Source organism: Eleftheria terrae, assembly GCF_030419005.1.
GTDB classification, from domain to species: Bacteria; Pseudomonadota; Gammaproteobacteria; order Burkholderiales; family Burkholderiaceae_C; genus Caldimonas; species Caldimonas terrae.
In genome coordinates this window covers 87,147-105,915 of sequence record NZ_CP106953.1, presented here as the reverse complement: position 1 = coordinate 105,915, position 18,769 = coordinate 87,147, and the positions used below count along the sequence as shown (strand labels likewise).

The window sequence follows — 18,769 nt, the reverse complement described above, 5'->3', positions numbered from 1 at the left end:
CCACAGGCGGAGCTGTCGCTGGCGAAGCTTGAGCTCCATGCCTCGTTGACCGTGGTGGCCGCTTTCACCGCCGGGTGCTTGGCCGGCGAGCTGCGAACCGTCTCCCCAAGCGCGCCGAACGCCTCTACGCCGGTGCCAGTTCGCCCGGGAAGAGACAAAAATCATCATCCCCGTCAATGAAACCCAGCCATGCGAAGCCGGCACGATCGAACCGGCTGATACGACGACGCTGGCCGACCATCGTGTTCAAGCGCGCCTGATTTTCCAGGGGAAGCCCCGCAGCGCATGACGCCACCGACGGCAAGATGACCGCACTGCCGACTCGCAGCGGCTTGCCGTGAGCATCAGTGGCCTCGAGCGGATAGCGGATAGGTAGAGAGCTTGTCAATCTTCTGGAAGTAGTTGATGCGACGAAGCCGGCGATTCGGCGCCGCATGATGCGTCGATGCCTGGCCGCTCGCAGCTCGGCGCAGCGGTCGCTTGCTGGCGAATAAGCGCCGTTCCGTGCGGGCCAGTCGACCGCTCGGGCCGCATTTCTTCGACATGCTCCAACCCTGCCGCCGGGCCCTGCGTCTGTTGCGCGCACGAGGCCGGCAGATGCCGCCGCCCCGGTGGCCCTTCCGACATCCGTGCGTCCATCTGCTCGGAGATCCCGACGTCTGGCTCGGCTTCTGCCACCTACCCCGTTCAGCCATTGTTCTCCAGTCAGCGCCCTGAGCCGCTTGACGTCAGCAGCCCGCCAGGGGGCCACGTACTTGCGCCGGGCCCTCCAGGCATCAGCACCCCGGAGTCAACGCGCTGCTCAGCTGGACACGGGCGCACCGGTGCGCGTCGTGTTGTCCCATCAATGCGGTACATGCCCCCTTTCTGGGGAGATGCCGGGTGACAGGGGCTTCCCACAATCGCAGCTCACCCCCACCCATTGAGGAGACGCCATGGCTGTCAATGATGTTGTCGTGCAAGGCTGGATCGATTCGTATCTCGACCGGTGCAAGGCGGCGCCCACCGTGCCAGAACGCAACGAATGCGCGTTCCGGCAGATCAAGGACTGGCGCAACCTGCCGGGCAACTCGACCGACGAGAACGCGGCTGCCGCCGAGCACTATCTGTTCGCCCGTTCGATGGTCAGCAACGTGTATTGCAGCGTCACCCAGATGAAGGCAATGACGCGCGTCTACGACGGCACGAAAATGGTGATCCAGGACAACTCCTACCTGGAGAAGAAGCTGATCCGCCACAACCCGGCCAATCCACCGGCCAAGGCAAGCGCCGACTCCCTGCGCTGGGGACTCAAGGGTTGCGACGACGGCGAAGCCGACCGCCTCGCCCACAACCCCGGCAAGCGGGTGCCCGCCATCTCCTGGGACGCGATGAAGTTCAACGGCCCCACCAAGGTGATTGCGGAGATGGGCAAGCTCATCACGCCGAGCTTCCTGAAGTAAAGCAGGTGCAGACGCCGGTGAGGCCGCGGACCTCGTGCCTCACGGGCGTTGCCAGTGCCTGGGCGGCGTCCGGCAGTGCACCGCCGTGCAAGGCCGCCAATGGCGATGTCGAGACCTGTCGGGAACCGATGCAGGGACGAAGGTGGGCTTGCACTTGGCAGCCATGCCGGGCTGCACCCTCGGCCACGGGATCACGTCAAGGAACCGCCGAGGAAGAGCCGGGATTCCCCTGCTTCCCGGTCGTCATCCCTTGCCCTGGCGGCGTGCGGGTGCACCGCTCGACAGCGGAGCGGGCCACCTTGCCCGCAGCCCCAGCGACATGAAGCTTCGCTTAACTTTACATGGGAGCAGTCGACCCTCGGGGCTCGCAAGGCGTTGATGACCACAGGTGCTGCCGACCTTCCGGCCGCACTGGCATCACAACACTCAGGAGTCCCATGTCCGCCCTTCTTCCACGTGCGCTGGCCATCGCTTCGCTCTTGTCCATCGGACACGCATCGGCCACCCTCACGGTATACAGCCGCGACGGGTTTCGCGGCACGCAAGCCGTCGTCAGCGAGGCAGCTCCCGACTTCCGCGCCTTCGGCCTGAACGACCGCGCATCGTCGCTGGTGGTGCAGGACGAGCCCTGGCAGGTCTGCAAGGAGACCGCGTTCCGCAGCCGCTGCGTCGTGCTGGCCCCTGGCCACTACCCGGACCTGGATGCGATGGGCATGGACGACCGCCTGTCGTCCGCCCGCCCGGTGCGGCGCCGGGCCGCGCCGCCACCCTACCCGCCTGGAGCAGGCAGCGACATCGTGTTCTTCGAGGACCGGGGCTTCCATGGACGACGCTTCGGCGTTTCGTCGCAGGTGCGCGACTTCCGCCGGCAAGGACAGAACGACCGGGCCTCCTCGGTGATGGTGTTCGAAGGCCGCTGGGAGGCCTGCGACGATGTGAACTTCAGCGGCCGATGTGTCCTGCTGGCCCCGGGCCGCTACCCGGACCTGGCCGCCATGGGCCTGAACGACCGCCTCTCGTCGGTGCGCCGGCTGCAGCGCCACCACACCTTTGACGACGACCGTGCCCGTCCCGCCCCCTTGCCCGTCTACGACTGGCGTCGCCGGCCCTCCGAGGTGCTGGTGCAGGTGCCGGTGGATTCGGTGCGTGCGGTCTATGCCCGCCCTGAGGAGCGCTGCTGGGTGGAGCGCTCGCCATCCCGCCCTTCGCGTCTTGCCGGCGCCGTGGTGGGCGGGTTGATCGGCGGCATCCTGGGCCACCAGGTGGGCGACGGCAGCGGCCGCGATCTCGCCACCGCCGGGGGAGCGGTGGCAGGGGCCGTCATCGGCTCCCGCATCGCGCGTGACGATGAGCCGCCAACCACCCGCTGCACTACGGCGCCCCCGCGCCAGGAGCCCGAGTACTACGAGGTGAGCTACCGCTTCGAAGGTGTTCCGCACCAGGTGCAAAGCACCCTGCCGCCCGGGCCGACATTGCTGGTGAACGGCCAGGGTGAACCGCGCCTCTGAGTGCTGCCCGGCTGCCATGGGCTGCCTGCCCGGTGTCGCTCATGTGAGTGGCGCTCGCCTCATGCGCCTGTCAGCGTTGATGACTTGCCGTGGCTCATTGTCATCGCTGCAGGGTAGGCACCGACGTGCTGCAGCAACAGCCGCAAGCGAGTCCATTCACAGCGGATTCGACGGCCACCGCCTGGCCCTGGCCGCGACCTCGGCCTGAACCGCCATTGATCTCTTGGCCGCACTACGGGACGCCGTAGTACCCATCCGGGACCCGATCCTCTAGGCTTGCCTCGCTGCTTCGCCAATCGGTATAGGACCCCGGCGAAGAGCAGCAACTCCCTGTGCACGACCCCGTCACATGGGCTGCAGTTCACGTCCGGCCGCTCGGCTGCGTGAAGTCCTGGACCACAGAGCGCTGCACAGGAACTGTCTTTGGCAACCACAAGGAGGTTCCCCGCAATGAAGGCTGTACGTATTCCATCGATGGCAACGGCCGCATCCGCGACCGCTTGCGGCTCTTCCACCACCATTCCGAAGGACGAGAATCCGATGAGCTTCATGAACCGATATGGCGTCATGCGCGCCCTGGCCATCGCGGCATTGAGCGCCTCAGGTGCGCTGCTGACCCCGGCCGCGGTGCAGGCACAGGACCTGACTGTTAATGCCAGCAGCGCAGAGCTGCTGGCCGAGCCGTCCGATTCGCCCGTCGCCGAGGCTCTTGCCGCGTCGAAGGTGGGCGGGCCGATCAGCCGCTCCGAGGTACGCAGCCGCGCGATGTACTGGATCAACAAGCACGTGCCGTACAGCATGTCCAAGTACTACCGGGACCCGCAAGGCAGGCGCTACCGCACCGACTGTTCCGGCTTCGTCGCCATGGCCCTGCACCTGCCCGAAAGCCCGAACACCGTGACGCTGCCCAAGTACGTGAAGCGCATCAACTGGAGCAGCTTGAAGAAGGGCGACGTGGTGGGGACGCTGGGTGCGGGCACGGCTGGCGCCAACGGCCACGTGGTCATCTTTGATGGCTGGGCCAACAAGGCCCACACCGTGTTCCATACGCTGGAGCAGCGCGGTGGTGTCGGTGCCACCAAGCACAAGCGCTCGATCAACTTCAAGGTGGGCAGCCATGCCGCGAAGCCTTACCGCTACAAGAAGATCAAGTGATACTGGGCGCTTGATGTGACCCGCTGACGGCGGCCCCACGCAGGGCCGCCTTCCCTCCTCCCTCGAACGATGAGGACAACATGGGCATCCTCTATCAACGCACAAGGTCGGGACACTGGCTGGCCTTCGCCTCGACGGCCGTCATCAGTGGCTGCGCCGGCGTGGTGCTGGGCCTGTCCATCGGCCGCCAACAGGCGCCGGTGGCCCCGGTGCCGGCCACCCAACTGGCAGCCGCCGATGCGTCCACTTCCAGCGATGCTACCCAGCCAGGCCGATCACTGCAGGGCGCTGCACCGGCGGCCACCGCCGTCCCGGATGGGACGCTCGCTGCGTCCAGCGGCGCTGCGCCCACCAGCGAATCCGGATGGCGCGCACTGCAAGCGATGAACCCGGACGAGCTGATCCGGCGCGTGCAGCGCGACGGCAGGTTCGCTGCCGCGATGCTGGCGCAGATGATGCAGAACGGCAGCGATCCGGAGCTGCGCGAGTTCCTGGCCGTCACACTCGCGCAGGCCCGGCCTGCCCTGCTGGAGCGCTCCGCCGAATCGCTGCTGCGCAGCCCCGACCTGAAGGCCAGGCGCGAGGCCTTCGAGCTGCTATCGTCCCTGCCCGATCCGCCCAAGGCGGTCGCCGCGGCGGCACGCCAGGCGGTGCTGACCGAGGGCAGCCCGGAGGTGGTGGCCCAGGCGCTGGCCGCGCTGCGCGATGCTGGCGGGCTCGATCCCCTGCATGCCGACGAGGCGGTGCTGCAGCAACTGCGGCAATACGTGGGCAGCACCGATCCCCAGCTGCGGCGCGAGAGCGTCACCACCCTGGTGCTGGCCGATCGCAGCAGCTCGGTCGAGCCCATCCTCCGCCAGGCGGTGTCGGACACCGACCCCTCAGTGCAGATCGCGGCCATCGGCGCCACCGTGGATGCCGGCATCCGTTCGGCCGAGGCCAAGGCCCAGCTGCTGGAGCTGAGCTTCAACCCACAGGCCGACCCGCAGGTGCGGGCCGAGGCGATGAGCGCGCTGCAGTCGTTCCGGCTCACCACCGATGAAGCCGCGCGCCTGGCACCGCTGCAACAGCAGCAGCTGGCGGCCACCCGCTAGCCGCGGCCCGCCGCTCCACCGGCCGCGGGCGCAGGGGCCCGCCGCAGCGCACGCCACCAGGCCGTGGTGGGCTGCGGCCGGTGCATCGACACCGCTTCGCCCATCATCGGCGTCAGCACGCCAATGCCCTGGGCCTCGGCCAGTGTGACGATGCGCTCCAGCGGCTCGTCCCAGGCATGCAGGGCCAGGTCGAAGGTGCCGTTGTGCACGGGCAGCAGCCATCGGCCCTGCAAGTCCTGGTGGGCACGCAGGGTTTCGTGCGGCTGCATGTGCACATCGGGCCATTGGCGATCGTAGGCGCCGGTTTCGAGCAGGGTCAGATCAAAGGGACCGTAGCGCTCGCCGATGGTGCGAAAGCCGGCGTGGTAGCCGGTGTCGCCACTGAAGAACAGGCGCAGGTCCGGGCTCAGGAACACCCAGGACGCCCACAGCGTGCGGTTGCGGTCCTGCAGCCCGCGCCCCGAGAAATGCTGCGCCGGCGTGGCGACCAGCCGCACGCCCGCCACCTCGACCGAGCCCCACCAGTCGAGCTGCGTCACCCGACCGGGCTCGACGCCCCAGGCCACCAGGCGGTCCCCCACGCCCAGCGGCGTGATGAAGCGGCGCACCTTGGGCGCCAGCTGGAGGATGGCAGCATGGTCGAGATGGTCGTAGTGGTCGTGCGAGAGAACCACCGCCTCGATCGGCGGCAGCTGCTCGATGTCGATGGGGGGTGCATGGAACCGTTCGGGACCCGCCCACTGCAGTGGCGAGGCACGGCGCGAGAACACCGGGTCGGTCAGCCAGTAGCGGCCGGCCAGCTTCATCAGCAGCGTGGAATGCCCGAGGCGGTACAGCGTGCCGTCAGGTGCCCTCTCGAGCTGGGCGGCGCTCAGCGCCTGCACTGGCACCGCTTCGGGCGGCACCGTGTCGGCCGGCTTGTCGAACGCGAGCCGCCACAGGATGGCGAGCGATGTGGCCCACCCCGGCGGCTGGCCCGGCTCGGCATTGTGAAAACGTCCGCCGCGGTGCTGCGGCGACTCGAAGGAAGCCGGCAGGCTGTCGCATGCCGAAAATGAAAGACAGGCCATGGTGATCAGGATGCCGGCCAGCACAAGCCGCCGGAGGGAAGGTGAAAACGGGAGGTCGCGCGGCAAGGTCGAGCCCTTTCGGCCGCGGCCGCCCGGAAGGGCGGCCAGCGGTGTCTCGATCATGCAGCGCCCGGTTTAAGGGCTGTTTAAAGGGCCGCTGCGCTGGGGCCATGGTGGTCTTCTGTCGGCCGATGCACCTCGGCCGCGTGCCGGCGCGCGGGCCCAGGGCCACCTGGCCCTGCCCGGCATGAGGCGGCATGAGGCCCGCACCGATCGCGGCGCAGCTGCTGCAAGCGCGGCAGCCCGCGGGAGCCGCCCGCCTCAGCGGCGCTGCAGGGCCGCCGACGTGGCACCGCCGCGCCGGGCGACAGCACCGGACTGGCCTCCCGGAATCCGGCCGCGGAAGGACTGCAGGCGCAGCAGTTGCTCAATGCTCCGCAGGCCAATCCGAAGGGGCTCCCATGACCGTCCATTCACCTGTCACCGCTTCGCTTCCGTTCATCCAGCTCGACACTGGCCGCAGCCGAACCGCCCCGTGCCATGCCGCCGACCGCGGCCGGCCGCCGCGGCGCTTGCGCGGCCTGTTTGCCGCCTGCCTCAGCCTTGCCCTGCTGGGCGGCGAGGCCACCGCGCAAGAAGGCGGCCGTGCCGACCCGCCGCTCTCGCCGTCGCAGCAGTACGGCGCGCTGTTCGTCGACGTGCAGATGGCCCGCCTGTTCCCCGACAGCAAGACCTTCGCCGATGCGGTGGCACGCCGCGCCCCGGCCGACATCCTGCGGGACTACGAAGCCCAGCGCAGCCGGCCGGGCTTTTCGCTGAAGGCCTTCGTGCAGGAGAACTTCACGCTGCCACCGGAGCCCGCCACACCGCCGGGCGACGGCGGCCGGAACCAGCGCCCGCCGATCGACAAGCACATCACCGAGCTGTGGGCCGCGCTGGCACGCCCCGCGGTTCCGCGGCCCGACCCGGGCGGCTCGCTGTTGCCCCTGCCGGCGCCCTATGTGGTGCCGGGCGGCCGCTTCCGCGAGATCTACTACTGGGATTCGTACTTCACCATGCTGGGCCTGTTGCAGGACGGGCGGCGCGACCTGGCGCAGGGACTGGTCGACAACTTCGCCTCGCAGATCGACAGTTGGGGCCATGTGCCCAACGGGGCCCGCAGCTATTACCTGAGCCGATCCCAGCCACCCTTCTTCCACCGCATGGTGGGCCTGCTCGGCCGGGCGGACGAAGAGAGCGACACCCCGGCCGCGGCGGACCAGCGCGCCCAGTCCTATGCGCGCTACCTCGGCCAGCTCAAGCGCGAGCATGCGTTCTGGATGGACGGCGCCGACCGGCTCGCCCCCGGGCAGGCCCACCGTCGCGTCGTCGTGATGCCCGATGGCGCCGTGCTGAACCGGTACTGGGACGACCGCGCCACGCCCCGTGACGAGTCCTACCGTGAAGACGTCGAAACCGCTGCGGCCAGCCCACGGCCCAAGGACGAGGTCTACCGCGACCTCCGCGCCGGTGCCGAAAGCGGCTGGGACTACTCCAGCCGCTGGTTCGCCGACGGGCGCACGCTGGCCACCATCCAGACGACCTCGCTGATCCCGGTGGACCTGAACAGCCTGATGTACGGCCTGGAAACGGCCATCAGCGAAGGCTGCCGGTGGGCCCGGGACGCGGCATGCACCCGCCACTACCGCACGCTCGCGCTGCGCCGGCATGCCGCGATCGACCGCTATCTCTGGGACGGCGAGCGCGGCTTCTACGTGGACTACCAGTGGCGCTCAGGTCAACGCCAGGTGGCACTCACGGCGGCCACGGTGCTGCCCTTGTTCGTCGGCATCGCCAGCCGCCCCCAGGCTGACGGGGTGGCCCGGGCGGTACAGGGCCAGCTGATGCGCCCCTATGGCCTGGCGACGACCCGCGTCGACAGCGGCCAGCAATGGGACGCCCCCAACGGCTGGTCGCCGCTGCAATGGATGGCCATCTCCGGATTGCGGCAGAACGGCCATGCGCCGCTGGCACGCGAGCTGGCGACCCGCTGGATGCAGTCGGTGGACCGGGTCTACCGGGACACCGGCAAGCTGATGGAGAAATACGATGTGGAAGCCCAACGGCCGGGCGGCGGCGGCGAGTACCCGGGGCAGGACGGCTTTGGCTGGACCAACGGCGTGATGGCGCGGCTGCTGGCCCTTTATCCCGACGCACTGCGCTCGTCGCGGGACCGTGGCTCCTCGCCCCAGCGCGCGGGCTGCCGCGCAACGCCGGCCGCCCGCGGGCAGGACGAGACAGCCGCCGCAGCGTGTGACTGATCCGGTCGCACGCCAACCGCCGGCCCCTCACCCACCGTCACGAAAGCAGCACTCCGGATGGCTGTCGCCCGACCCGCCCCCGCCGCGCCACAGCCGGCCGTACCGCGGGTTGGGCCTCGGGCGCACGAGGCACCCGCCGGACGGCGGTTGCCGATACCGGGTTGGCGGTGACGAGGGCCGCCTGCTTGCGACGCGGTCAGCATCGCGAGCGCTTCAGCGCACTTGCACTGTCCGGGGGGAGTGAGGTCGGCGCCGGGGCCATGGCTGCACGGCACGAGCAACTCGCTTTGCGGGCCGGCGGCCCCCCACGCTGCGCAGCACTGGCCGGCGCTCGCGCCGGCGGCCGCGCGCTGTCCGGCCTCTGCAGCGAAACGAGCGCAGCGCCGGGGCCGGCCAGGCGGCGACTGCCGACCGGGCCAGCCGCCCCCGGCGTTCCACGCCCGTGCAGGCGCCGCCGGGCCGCTGCCTTTCGGGAAGGCACGCGCTACGGCGCTGCGCAGCCCGCTGCAAGCGGCGCCCGGCTGCTGCGGCGCCGGTGCGGCCGAGGCGGGCCGGCCACCGCGCCACAAGCCTGCCTGGGTGCAAGGGCCGGCCGCTCATTGCCGCGCCTTCCATGACGGGGCGACCAGCGCCTTGAGCGCACCGACCACCAACAGGCGATAGAAGGCAGCGACCAGCAGCAGCAAGGCCAGCAGCGCATAGGCACCGGCAATGCGGGGGTTCTCGAGCTGGCGAGGAAGGTCGGAGGAAGAGATCACGGCGTGTGGAGGAGATGCGATGCGATGCAAGGACTCTAGGCAGCCCGGGTGAAGTGAGCATGAAGTGCGGCCCGCCATCCACATCGGGCGCCGGTGTCGCGAGGGGCCTGTCATCGACAGCCGCCGCACCGAGGCACTGCCCGCGGCCACCAGCCACCGCTCACCAAGCGCAAAGCAGCGGCCGCCGCCATCCGGGCTTACGCGCTCCCTCAAGCCAGGGGGGCAGGCATGCAGCCGCCGACCTACGCTCGCGCTGTCGCGCCGGCCGGCGCACCGGCGACGTTCCAGCGCGACGGCCGGGGTTCGGCAACTGCCGCTGCCCGGCCAAGGGAGGCAGCCGCCGGTTGGACATGGCGCCGCCATGCCTCCCCATCCTCAATCAAGGAGATGCACGTGATTCCAGCCTTCATGCAGCGCCCCTTCGACAACCGATCGCCTTCTGCCCGCGTGCCCGGCGCGGCCCCACGGCGACGAGCCGGGCTCTTCGCCTGGCTGCACCGGGCGGCCGCCGCCGCCCTGCTCCTGGTGGGCGGCGCGGCCAGCGCGCACGACTACCTCGCGCCGTGGACCGCTGCGCTGAGCAACGGGAGCACGGGGAACATCATCGGCCTCGACCTGGCATCGGTGGTCAGCAGCGGCTCCTATGGCGGCCTCTTCACCGTGCCGGTCCCCGACTTCCCGAGCATCGTGGACCACAACGTCCAGCACGACTATCAAAGCACCAAGCTGACGGGATTCGTGTTCGTCACCAGCACCACCAGCTTTGTGCTGATTCCCGTCAATGCGGACTACGGCAAGTTGGGCAGTCCGCTGGAGAAATCGGTCGGCTTCAGCTTCGGGCAGCTGCAATCGGTCGGCACCAGCGGTGTGATCCAGTCCGTGACGGCCATGGGCAGCCATGTCTATGCGCCGGTGCCGGAGCCGTCCACGGTGCTTTTGACGATGGCCGGCGTGGCGGTGATCGGCTGGCGCGGGATCAAGCGCCGCGCCTTGCAGGCCACTTGAGGCCGCTCCCCGGTGGACGCGCCACCACGCCGCCCCGGTGCTCCTGCGGGCAGTGCTGGGAAGCGCCTCGCGCAGCCGGTCAGCCCGGCAGCGGGCGTCGGGCCCACCGGACGTTGCTGCCGCGGACCCGCGTGAGGGGCCGGCTGCGGGGATGCCACAATATCGCCGCTGCCGCTGCCACAGCAGCCTCCACACTGACAACGGCGGCGATGAGCGGGGCCGGCCATCGGCCCTTCGCATTTGCTGCACAGCGCCGGTCCTCCAACCCGCCCCTCTTGCCATGCACCTGCCCCGCATCCTCTGGTCACTCGCGTGCTGCCTGCTTCCTCACCTTGCCACGGCCGCCACGCTCGCCGGCACGCTGGTGGACGGCGGCGGCACCGACGATCTGCAGCTCATCGTGCAGGGGCAAGGTGCCGAAAGGGTCGTGGCCTACTGCGACCAGCAGTGCGGCGACTGGTTCGACGAGGACGTGCGCACCGAGTCTTACCGCCTGAAGGCACGGCTCAAGGGCCGCAAGGTGGTGCTGCGCTATGCCGAGGAACCCAACCGCGACCGGGTCGCCGGCGAGGGCCCGGACGAGCGGGTGCATTTCATCAAGAAGCTGCACTTCCTGCCCTGAGGACAGGAGCGACAGGCGCCGTCCCGGCCGCCCGCCGGGCTCACGCCCGAGCGGCCGGCTCCCCGCCCTCGCGCAGGAAGCGGTCGAATTCCTCGATGAAGGTGGACCAGGGTGCGGCCTGCCGCATCTCGGCCAAGCGGGCCACCTGGTCCCGCCAGGTCGCCATCGGCGCCAGGTTGTGCCGATGCTGCAACCAGGGATGGAACTGCTCGGCGAACCAGTGGTCCCGGGCGTCGAGCCCGCCATGCAGGCTGCGCGCAAAGTGAAAGCCCTGGATGAAGCCGTAGATGCTGTCCACCGACGCGGGGTCGACGTACATGCCCGGGCGTCGCGCGATGGTCTGGATCAGTTCTATCGTGTTCATGCCATCCCCTGGCGCTAGAAAGGCGCGGTGCGCGGCGGCCGCATGCCGGGAAAGCCCACCCCCAGGTCATCCATCCAGGCGTCGATGTGCTTGCCTTGCGGGTTGAGATTGTCGAACACCTGGTCGCCCACCTTGATGCCCACGTGATCGCCGTTGGTCGATATCACCTTGCCTGCTGCGTCGGACCATATCATGCCGGTGTCCGACTTGAGGATGATCTCTTCGGCATGCAGCCCCTCCCGCTGCATCGCCGCCTTCAGGCTCTCGGCGAATTCCTTGCACTTGAACACCTGCTTCAACTCGTCCGGCACGCCCTGCGCCAGCCGCCTGGCATCGTCCAGCGAGCAGGCCGCCAGGCCCAGCGGGTCCATCCAGGTGAGCGTGTTCGCGGCGAAGCGATAGGGGTTGGTGTTCACCGCCCAGCCCAGCGGATCGCGCGACACGAACAGGCCGGCGTCGGCGTCGTAGTAGCGATGCCGGTTGTAGTGCAAGCCGGATTCCTCGTCTTCGTACTGCCCCTGCAAGCGCAGCGGGTTGACGAGCGCCTGGCACACCACCTGTGCACGCCCCCACGCCCGGTACCGCGCCGCCCACACCAACCGGCCGTCGCCGCGGGTCAAGCGGCTCGGTGCGCCATTGGCTTCGTTGTGGAAGAAGTAGCGTTCACCCGCCTCCCACAGAGCCAGCGGCACGAAGGTGTCGGGGTAGTAGACGTACTCGCGAGGTGCCGGCCCGCGGCCTCCGCCTTCGGCCGCTGTGGGCGGCTCCCGCGGCGGCGGGATGGAGGCAGCCGGCCGGTCGGACGTCGTGGCCACCGCGCCTGCCGGCCACTCGGCCAGCAGCGCGTTGCCGTCCCAGGCAAAGCAGGTGCGCTGGCCAGCGGTGTCCTTGAAGAGGCGGCGCCCCAGCGGGTCATAGCCGTAGCGGGTGACCCGCCCCGCTTTCTCGCTGCGCACCAGCCGCCCGTTGGCATCCCAGCAGAGCACCACGGTGCTCCCGGCCGGGCCGCCTGGCTGAGGCGGCGGTGCCTGCCGCTCGACCAGGTGGCCGGCGCGGTCGAAGCGATAGGTGATGCCGTCGCAGCCCCCCTCGCGCCTCCATCCGTCCGGCCCGCGCCCCTCGGCGGGGCCGTGCCAGGCGGCCTCCACCTCGGCAGGCGCGACGACCCGGAAGGCCATCCTGTCGCCGGCCGCATCGTGCACGAACCGCTGCAGGTGGCCGAGCGGGTCCAGGTGCTCGCACACCTGGCCCAGCGAGTCGTAGCGATAGGCGTCCGTGCCCAGCTGGCTGTCGCTGCGTCGGATCAGTCGACCCGCCGTGTCGTAGCGATACTGGGCGTCGAACAGCCGATCGCCATCGTGACTGACGCCCAGGGCGATGCGCCGCCCCTCGCCGTCATGGCGGTGGTGCCGCAGCAAGCCCGGCGCGAGCGTCTCTTGCAGGACCTGGCCAGCCGCATCCCGCTCGATGAGGACGGGTGCGGCGGCGTCCATGCCGATGGACGTGCAGCGGCCAACCGGGTCCCAGGCATAGGAGACGGTATGGCCGGTGCTGCTTTCACGGCAGAGCCGGCGGCCCGCCGCGTCGTAGCGGTTGAACACCGTCACGCCGCCGACGCATTCCTCGACCAGCCGGCCCTCGGCATCAAAGCGGCGCGTCACCCGGCCGTGCTCATTGGCGCAGGCCACCAGCCGGCCGTTGGCATCGAAATCGTAGCTCTCCTCAACCACCTCCCCGGGCCGGTCGGGATGCGGCAAGGTCTTGCAGCGAATGCGGCCGAGCGGGTCGGTGCGATAGTCCACCGTCCGCCCTTCGGCATCCACCCGCCGCAGCAAGCGGCCGGCGGCGTCGAAGGCGAAACGGGTCGACTGGCCCCAGCCATCCACTTCCTCCACCACCCGACCCAGCGCGTCGCGGCGCAGGTGGTGGGTCTCGCCGCGAGGGTTGGTCACGCCAACCAGCTGCTCTTCGCTGTCGTAGTGGTAGTGCACCGCCTGCCCGTCCGGCGAGCGCCACCGGCTGATCTGCCCGAGCCCGATGTAGTCGAAGTGGCTGCAAGCGCCAGTGTCGTCTTCATGGTCGGTGAGGTTGTCCTCGGCGTCATACCGGCAGCGGATGCGCCCGCCGCCGGCGGTGTGAACCTCCACCAGGCGGCCCTTGGCGTCGTAGCAGTAGCCGGTGGTGCGGCCCAGCGCATCGGTGCGCTCGAGCACCCGGCCCAATTCGTCACGCCTGAAGCGCGTCGCCTGCCCGAGCGCGTCCACGACGGCGGTGAGATGGCCATGCCCATCGTGCGTGAAGCCGGTCCGCCCGCCACAGGGATCGGTCACCGCGACGAGTTGCCCCCGCTCGTCATGCTCGTAGACCGTCACCGCGCCAAGCGGGCTGATGCGCTGCAGCAGCCGGCCCCGCGAGTCCCACACCTGCCGCCAGGTGGCGCCCTGCGGGTCGGTGGTGGCCGTCACCTTGTCGTGCTCGTCCACCTCCAGGCTGAGCACGCTGCCGTCCAGCCGCACCAGCCGGCGCAAGTTGCCGCGCGGGTCGTAGACGTATTCGGTGCGGTGGTTGGCGGGGTTCACCATTGCGGTGGTGCGCCCGGCTTCGTCGTATTCGAACAGCGTGCGTCCGCCCAGGGGGTCGATCTCCAGCACCGGCAAACCGCGCGAGTCGCACTGCACGGTCCATACATGGCCCAGGGAGTCGGTGATGCGCGTCTCGCGCGTCGGCGTCCAGTACGTGAACCGGTAGTCATACAGCCCGCCGTCGCCCCAGGCGTGCACCGCCCGCCAGTCGTCCTGGCTGCGGTCGTACTCGTAGTGAAAGGACAGGCCGTTGCGGTTGGTGTGCCGCACCAGGCGGTGTGCCTGGTAGGCGAAGCGATAGGGCTGGCCGAGCGCGTCATGCACCGCCACCAGGTCGCCGCTGGCGTCGTGCTCATAGCTCACCAGCGTGTGGCTGAACCCGGTCTCGGGCACCGAGAGCCGGATGCGGCAGATTCGCCCGTCGTGATGGTCGAACATCAAGTGCCGGCCGCCCGAGTCGCGCAGGCAGCGCAGCCGGTTACCCGCACGCTGGAAGTCCAGCCAGTTCCCGCAGCCATCCTCGATGCGCCCGAGCGGCAACACGCACAGGCCGTCCGTCGACACCACCTGCCGCTGCTTGGGAAATCGGTAGACCAGCCCGCCCTTGGTGCGCACGCGGAACTCGTCGCCGTGGTCGCTCAGCCGCGCCCCGTCCATCAGCTCCAGCACGGCGCCCGCCTCGCCGGCGGCGCCCGGCAGCACCGGAAAGAGGGCCGGGCCCTCGCCGGGATGCCGGAACATCGCACTGCCGTCGGCGCAATCGATCTCCAGCCGCGAGTCGGCCGGCGTCTCCCAGCCGTGGCCGCAACTGCCCGGGTGGCGGCTGTTGGAGCCGTAACTGCGCACCCATTCGATCGCGATCGCGCCCGGCAGCCGGAAGTCGGCCTGCTCGACCACCACCTCGCCGCTCAGGATGTTCACCGGCTCGGCCCGCAACACCTTGCACTTCAGGAAGCCGGGGTCCATGTTCTTGAACACCTTCTGCCGGAACTTGCTGAAGCGGTCGCCCAGCGCCTTGCCGAACTTCGACTTCGCCAGCTTGCCCAGTCCGGCAAACAGCCCCTTGAAGGCCAGGCCCATCAATGAAACCGTCGGCGGGCCGCCCACCTTCACCGTGGTGGGAATCGCGAGGTTGAAGGTGGTGGGCAGCAGCGTCGGCATCGGCACGCGCCGCTTCTTGGGCCGCGGCGGACTCGGCATGCCGGCCACCTGGCAGCCCAGCACCGGCAGGGCCAGGTAGGAGAACGGGTCGCCGTCGGCCAGCACGGTCGAGCTGCCCATGAACAGCTCATCGTCCTTCTCCGGCAAGATTGGCGCAAAGGGAAAGCCCGGCGGGATGTGGACGACGATGGCGCCGGTGCCGGCCGTCGCCCGCTTCATGCCGAACACCGACACGGTGGCGCCGATGAAGGGCAGGTAGTCGAAGGGGTCGAAGACCACCGACAGGTGCGGCGTCGGCAGCGGCACCGGCGAGGGCGAAGGCGGTACCACGCAAAGGTGCACGTCGACGCCCATTTGCGGATCGCCATGTTTGGCCGCCGGCATCATGCTGCAGGGCCCTCCTTTTCCGCCGGCCCGCCAGTGGCGATGCGGGCGATTGACCGTGCTTCGATGCTAGGCGGGGGACACGCCCCTGGCATCCCCAAAGTTGCAGGGAAGCCGCGGCCTGGCAATCAGCCGGCGAGGTCACCTGCGCACGCTGGCCGGGTCATGCCCAACCAGCGGCGCGACCGGCGGCACGACCAGCCACCGCCGCACCCGCTGTGCCGGCGAGCGCCCCTGTCGCGCCGGCGCCACCGCGGGCCATGTCACATCGCAAACAATTTGTGCAGTGCTGAAGCGACGCGTGGACAGGGGGCGATGTGGTGCCCCGGGCCCCCTGACCGCCCGCGAAGCCAGGCGGCTCCAGGCAATTCTCGAAGGGCTGCCCCGATTCGCACGGGCTTCCGGGCAGGAGGCGCCGCCGCCGCGCCGGGCGACAACCCGCTGCAGGGCCAGCCGGCCTTACCGGCTCTTGCAACTTCGCCGCCGCAACGGAGCCCGGCTGGCGATGCTCGCGTCGCGTTTGCACCCATTCGCCGGCCAGCGCCGGCGACGAACGCCATCGGTGGTCGCGCCCTGCGTGCCGGCCGCTCGCCGCCTCATCCGCGGCAGCAAGCCGATGCCAACGACAACAGCACTTCAAGGAGTTTGATATGAGAAGCAACCTCGCGTCGCTCGCTCGGCCGCGCCTGTCGCCCGGCATGCGGCGCGTGTGCCGCAGCGGCCCCCGCCGGGCCGTGCTGGCCGCGGCGGCGGCACAGCTCTTCCTGCACGCCGGGGGCGCCATGGCCCTCGACACCCGCTGGACCGGCCAGGCCGGCCCCGAGAAGGCCTTCTGGGACCTGGCCAGCAACTGGTCGGCCGGCCTGCCGGCCTCGCCTTCCACCGCAGTGCTGCTCGGCGCCAGCCACACCACTGTGCGCGACGGCGCTTTCCAGGCCGCCACCCTCCACGGCACCGGCACGCTGCGCTTGTCCGGCGGCTCGCTGGAGCTGGCCGGCGCCGGCTCCCGCATCGGCCGGCTGGAGCTGCTGGGCGGCTCGCTGGGCGGCCTCCCGGCGACGGTCGACGGCCCGACCGCCGCGACGCTCACCGTCGACAGCTTCCTGTGGCAAGGCGGTCGCCTGGACAGCGGCACGTCGTCCACCGGCCCGCAACTGACGGTGCTCGGCGAAACCGTGCTGGCCGGGCCGCAACTGTCCGCCGGCTCCTATGGCGGCCAGCTGGCGTTCAATGGCACCACCCGCTGGCAGGACGGCGCCTCCGAAATCTCCGGCGACGCCGACCTGCACTTCGGCGCCGGCGGCCAGGTGCTGGACGAGGCGCGGACCGGCCTGCATCACCTCAACCTCATGTATGGCCAGGTGACCAATGCCGGCAGCTACCGCAAGACCGGTGGCGCCGACACGCTGGTGGAGTCGTACTCGGGCGGCTACCACAACAGCGGCACGATGCAGATCGACCAGGGCCGCTGGAGCTTCAGCGGCTACGTTGGAGCGACCTGGCTCAACACGGGGCGCATCGATGTTGCGTCGGAGATGAGCCTGTCCACCTACCGCGGCGACCTGCAGCAGAACGGCACCCTGAACGTGCTCGACGGGGGCAAGGCGCGGTTCGCCTTCTCGCGCACCGGCTCGACGGCCACCGGCCAGTGGAACATCGCCAAGCAGGGCAGCCTGGAGTTCGTGGGCGCCGACCAGTACCCGGACTTCGAGGGCGGCATGAGCTTCGCGGGCACCGTCTACAACGAAGGGGTGATGCGCCTGCGCGGTGGCCAGTACAGCGTCCAGCCCGGGGCCCGGCTGCACGGGCAGGGCCGGGTCGAGGTGCTGGACGGAGCGGCCTTCTTCGTTCAGCGCGACCTGGACATCGGCGCGCTGCGCATCGCCGATCCCTATGAGTATGTGGACAGCGACGGCCGCACCCTCGGCTATGGCTTCAGCAGCGTGCGGGTCAACGGCAAGCTGACGCTCGACATCATGGACTGGGCCGACGGCGACGTGACGACGACCGGCCCGGTGACCGTGCGTGGCCGCACCACGCTGAGCAACAACCAGCGCTACTGGTGGGCCGACACCAGCGCCCCGCCGCCGACCAAGAAGATGAACACCGCCTTCGACTTCCAGGGGGGTGTGCACTGGGACGGCAACGCCGACATCACCGGCACCGGCAGCATCCGGGTGCGGGCCGGCACCACCTTCGAGGACCACAACAGCGTCGGCACCTACGAGCTCGACGCCAACGGCTGGTGGTACCCGCGGGCCACGATGATCTCGGTGGCGTCCTTCCTCAACGAAGGCCGCTACCTGAAGACGGGTGCCGGGCAGACCACCATCACCGCCGACTTCGACAACCGCGGCACGGTGAGCGCGGTCAATGCCGGCACCCTGCGCCTGAATGGCAAGGTGAACAACACCGGTACGCTGGAGACGAACGGCGGGCGCCTGGTGGTCTGGGGCCCGCTGGCGCAGTACAGCCAACAGGAGTTCGCCGGCGGTCTGCTGAGCGGCGGCACCTATGTCGTGCGCAATGGAACACTGGCGCTCAACCTCGGCAGCACCAAGAGCGGCACACGCCCGGCCCTGATCAACACCATCGACGCCGGCACGACGGTGGTGCTCGACGGCCCGCAGGCCAAGATCGTCAATCCCTGGCAAGGCAGCGACGTGGACGCGCTGTCTCAGCTGAGCTCCAACCGGGGCTCACTCTCGGTGCTCAACGGCGCCACGCTGAGCCCGGGCGGCCTCGGCTACGGGCTCGGCAACGGCGGCACGGTGTACGTGGGCGCGGGCAGCACGCTGCGCACCGGCAGCTACGACCAGTGGTTCAGCGACTGGAGTGCCACCTGGCTGGGCGGCACCATCGATGCCGGTCGCGTCGCGCTGACACGGGGCGTCTACAGCGCGGGTGCCCAGGACGAGGTCGGCACGGGGCACCTGGTGACGCAGCATGCGGAGCTGACCGGCACCCTGCTGCTGGACATCGACAGCGCCGAGCTGTATGACCGGCTGTTCGTCAAGGGCCAGGCCAAGCTGGGTGGCGAGCTGAAGGTCGCGTTCGAGGCGGAGGAAGCGGTGCTCGGCAGCTTTCACTTCCTCACGATCGAAGGCGGCATGAGCGGCTCCTTCGCCAGCGTGACCAGCAACCTCGACCCCTCGCTGTTCCGGCTGACCGTGTCCTACGCCGGCAACGACGTGATCCTGACGGTGGCCCAGGTGCCCGAGCCCGAGACCTATGCCCTGTTCGGCCTGGGCCTGGCCGGCCTGGCAGCCTGGACGCGGCGCCGGCAGAAGCGCTGAGCCGAGCGCCGCCGTGCCGGCACAGGCG

Annotated in this window: 13 protein-coding genes; 8 read left to right on the top strand and 5 right to left on the bottom strand. The window is 69.9% G+C overall.

Translation table 11 applies throughout. The features are described 5' to 3' along the window. Nucleotides 1-124: 124 nt before the first annotated feature. The gene (locus N7L95_RS27415) at nt 125-436 is read right to left on the bottom strand and encodes a hypothetical protein (protein WP_301260809.1); all 312 of its coding nucleotides are present in this window, start codon (nt 434-436) and stop codon (nt 125-127) included. A gap of 499 nt (nt 437-935) precedes the next feature. Between N7L95_RS27415 and N7L95_RS27410 the strand changes: the two genes are divergently transcribed. The 4 genes from N7L95_RS27410 to N7L95_RS27395 all read left to right on the top strand — a co-directional run bounded on the left by N7L95_RS27410 (nt 936) and on the right by N7L95_RS27395 (nt 5,199). Next, on the top strand, nt 936-1,442 hold the full coding sequence (locus N7L95_RS27410; RefSeq protein ID WP_301260808.1) for a hypothetical protein: 507 nt from the start codon (nt 936-938) through the stop codon (nt 1,440-1,442). A 437-nt stretch (nt 1,443-1,879) separates the two neighbouring features. Then, a complete protein-coding gene (locus tag N7L95_RS27405) occupies nt 1,880-2,950 on the top strand; it encodes a beta/gamma crystallin-related protein (RefSeq protein WP_301260807.1) in 1,071 nt (356 codons plus the stop codon). A gap of 423 nt (nt 2,951-3,373) precedes the next feature. Then, the gene (locus N7L95_RS27400) at nt 3,374-4,105 is read left to right on the top strand and encodes a C40 family peptidase (protein WP_301260806.1); all 732 of its coding nucleotides are present in this window, start codon (nt 3,374-3,376) and stop codon (nt 4,103-4,105) included. Nucleotides 4,106-4,185: 80 nt separating this feature from the next. Then, nucleotides 4,186-5,199, top strand: a complete 1,014-nt coding sequence (locus N7L95_RS27395; protein WP_301260805.1) for a HEAT repeat domain-containing protein — start codon at nt 4,186-4,188, stop codon at nt 5,197-5,199. Here the strand turns inward: N7L95_RS27395 and N7L95_RS27390 are convergent. Next, on the bottom strand, nt 5,196-6,269 hold the full coding sequence (locus tag N7L95_RS27390) for an MBL fold metallo-hydrolase (protein WP_301260804.1): 1,074 nt from the start codon (nt 6,267-6,269) through the stop codon (nt 5,196-5,198). The genes N7L95_RS27395 and N7L95_RS27390 overlap by 4 nt on opposite strands. Nucleotides 6,270-6,730: 461 nt before the next feature. Here N7L95_RS27390 and treF point away from each other — a divergent pair, with 461 nt between their 5' ends. Then, nucleotides 6,731-8,569 (top strand): alpha,alpha-trehalase TreF, encoded by a 1,839-nt coding sequence (gene treF, locus N7L95_RS27385; RefSeq protein WP_301260803.1) that lies wholly within the window; start codon nt 6,731-6,733, stop codon nt 8,567-8,569. A 596-nt stretch (nt 8,570-9,165) separates the two neighbouring features. Here the strand turns inward: treF and N7L95_RS27380 are convergent. Continuing rightward, nucleotides 9,166-9,327, bottom strand: coding sequence for a hypothetical protein (locus N7L95_RS27380; RefSeq protein WP_301260802.1), 162 nt, complete (start codon nt 9,325-9,327; stop codon nt 9,166-9,168). 228 nt (nt 9,328-9,555) lie between these two features. On the opposite strand from N7L95_RS27380, the gene N7L95_RS27375 reads away from it, so the two are divergent. Both N7L95_RS27375 and N7L95_RS27370 read left to right on the top strand, forming a co-directional pair. Continuing rightward, nucleotides 9,556-10,332: a PEP-CTERM sorting domain-containing protein gene (locus N7L95_RS27375; protein ID WP_301260801.1), complete on the top strand. Its 777-nt coding sequence runs from the start codon at nt 9,556-9,558 to the stop codon at nt 10,330-10,332. A gap of 280 nt (nt 10,333-10,612) precedes the next feature. Continuing rightward, nucleotides 10,613-10,954: a hypothetical protein gene (locus N7L95_RS27370; protein ID WP_301260800.1), complete on the top strand. Its 342-nt coding sequence runs from the start codon at nt 10,613-10,615 to the stop codon at nt 10,952-10,954. Between the two features lie 40 nt (nt 10,955-10,994). On the opposite strand, the gene N7L95_RS27365 is transcribed toward N7L95_RS27370, so the two are convergent. Together N7L95_RS27365 and N7L95_RS27360 are read right to left on the bottom strand one after the other, a co-directional pair. Beyond that, nucleotides 10,995-11,318: a hypothetical protein gene (locus N7L95_RS27365; RefSeq protein ID WP_301260799.1), complete on the bottom strand. Its 324-nt coding sequence runs from the start codon at nt 11,316-11,318 to the stop codon at nt 10,995-10,997. A gap of 14 nt (nt 11,319-11,332) precedes the next feature. Continuing rightward, entirely contained in the window at nt 11,333-15,448 is a 4,116-nt protein-coding gene (locus N7L95_RS27360) for an RHS repeat-associated core domain-containing protein (RefSeq protein WP_301260798.1), read from the bottom strand. Between the two features lie 647 nt (nt 15,449-16,095). On the opposite strand from N7L95_RS27360, the gene N7L95_RS27355 reads away from it, so the two are divergent. Next, the gene (locus N7L95_RS27355) at nt 16,096-18,741 is read left to right on the top strand and encodes a PEP-CTERM sorting domain-containing protein (RefSeq protein WP_301260797.1); all 2,646 of its coding nucleotides are present in this window, start codon (nt 16,096-16,098) and stop codon (nt 18,739-18,741) included. Nucleotides 18,742-18,769: the final 28 nt, after the last annotated feature.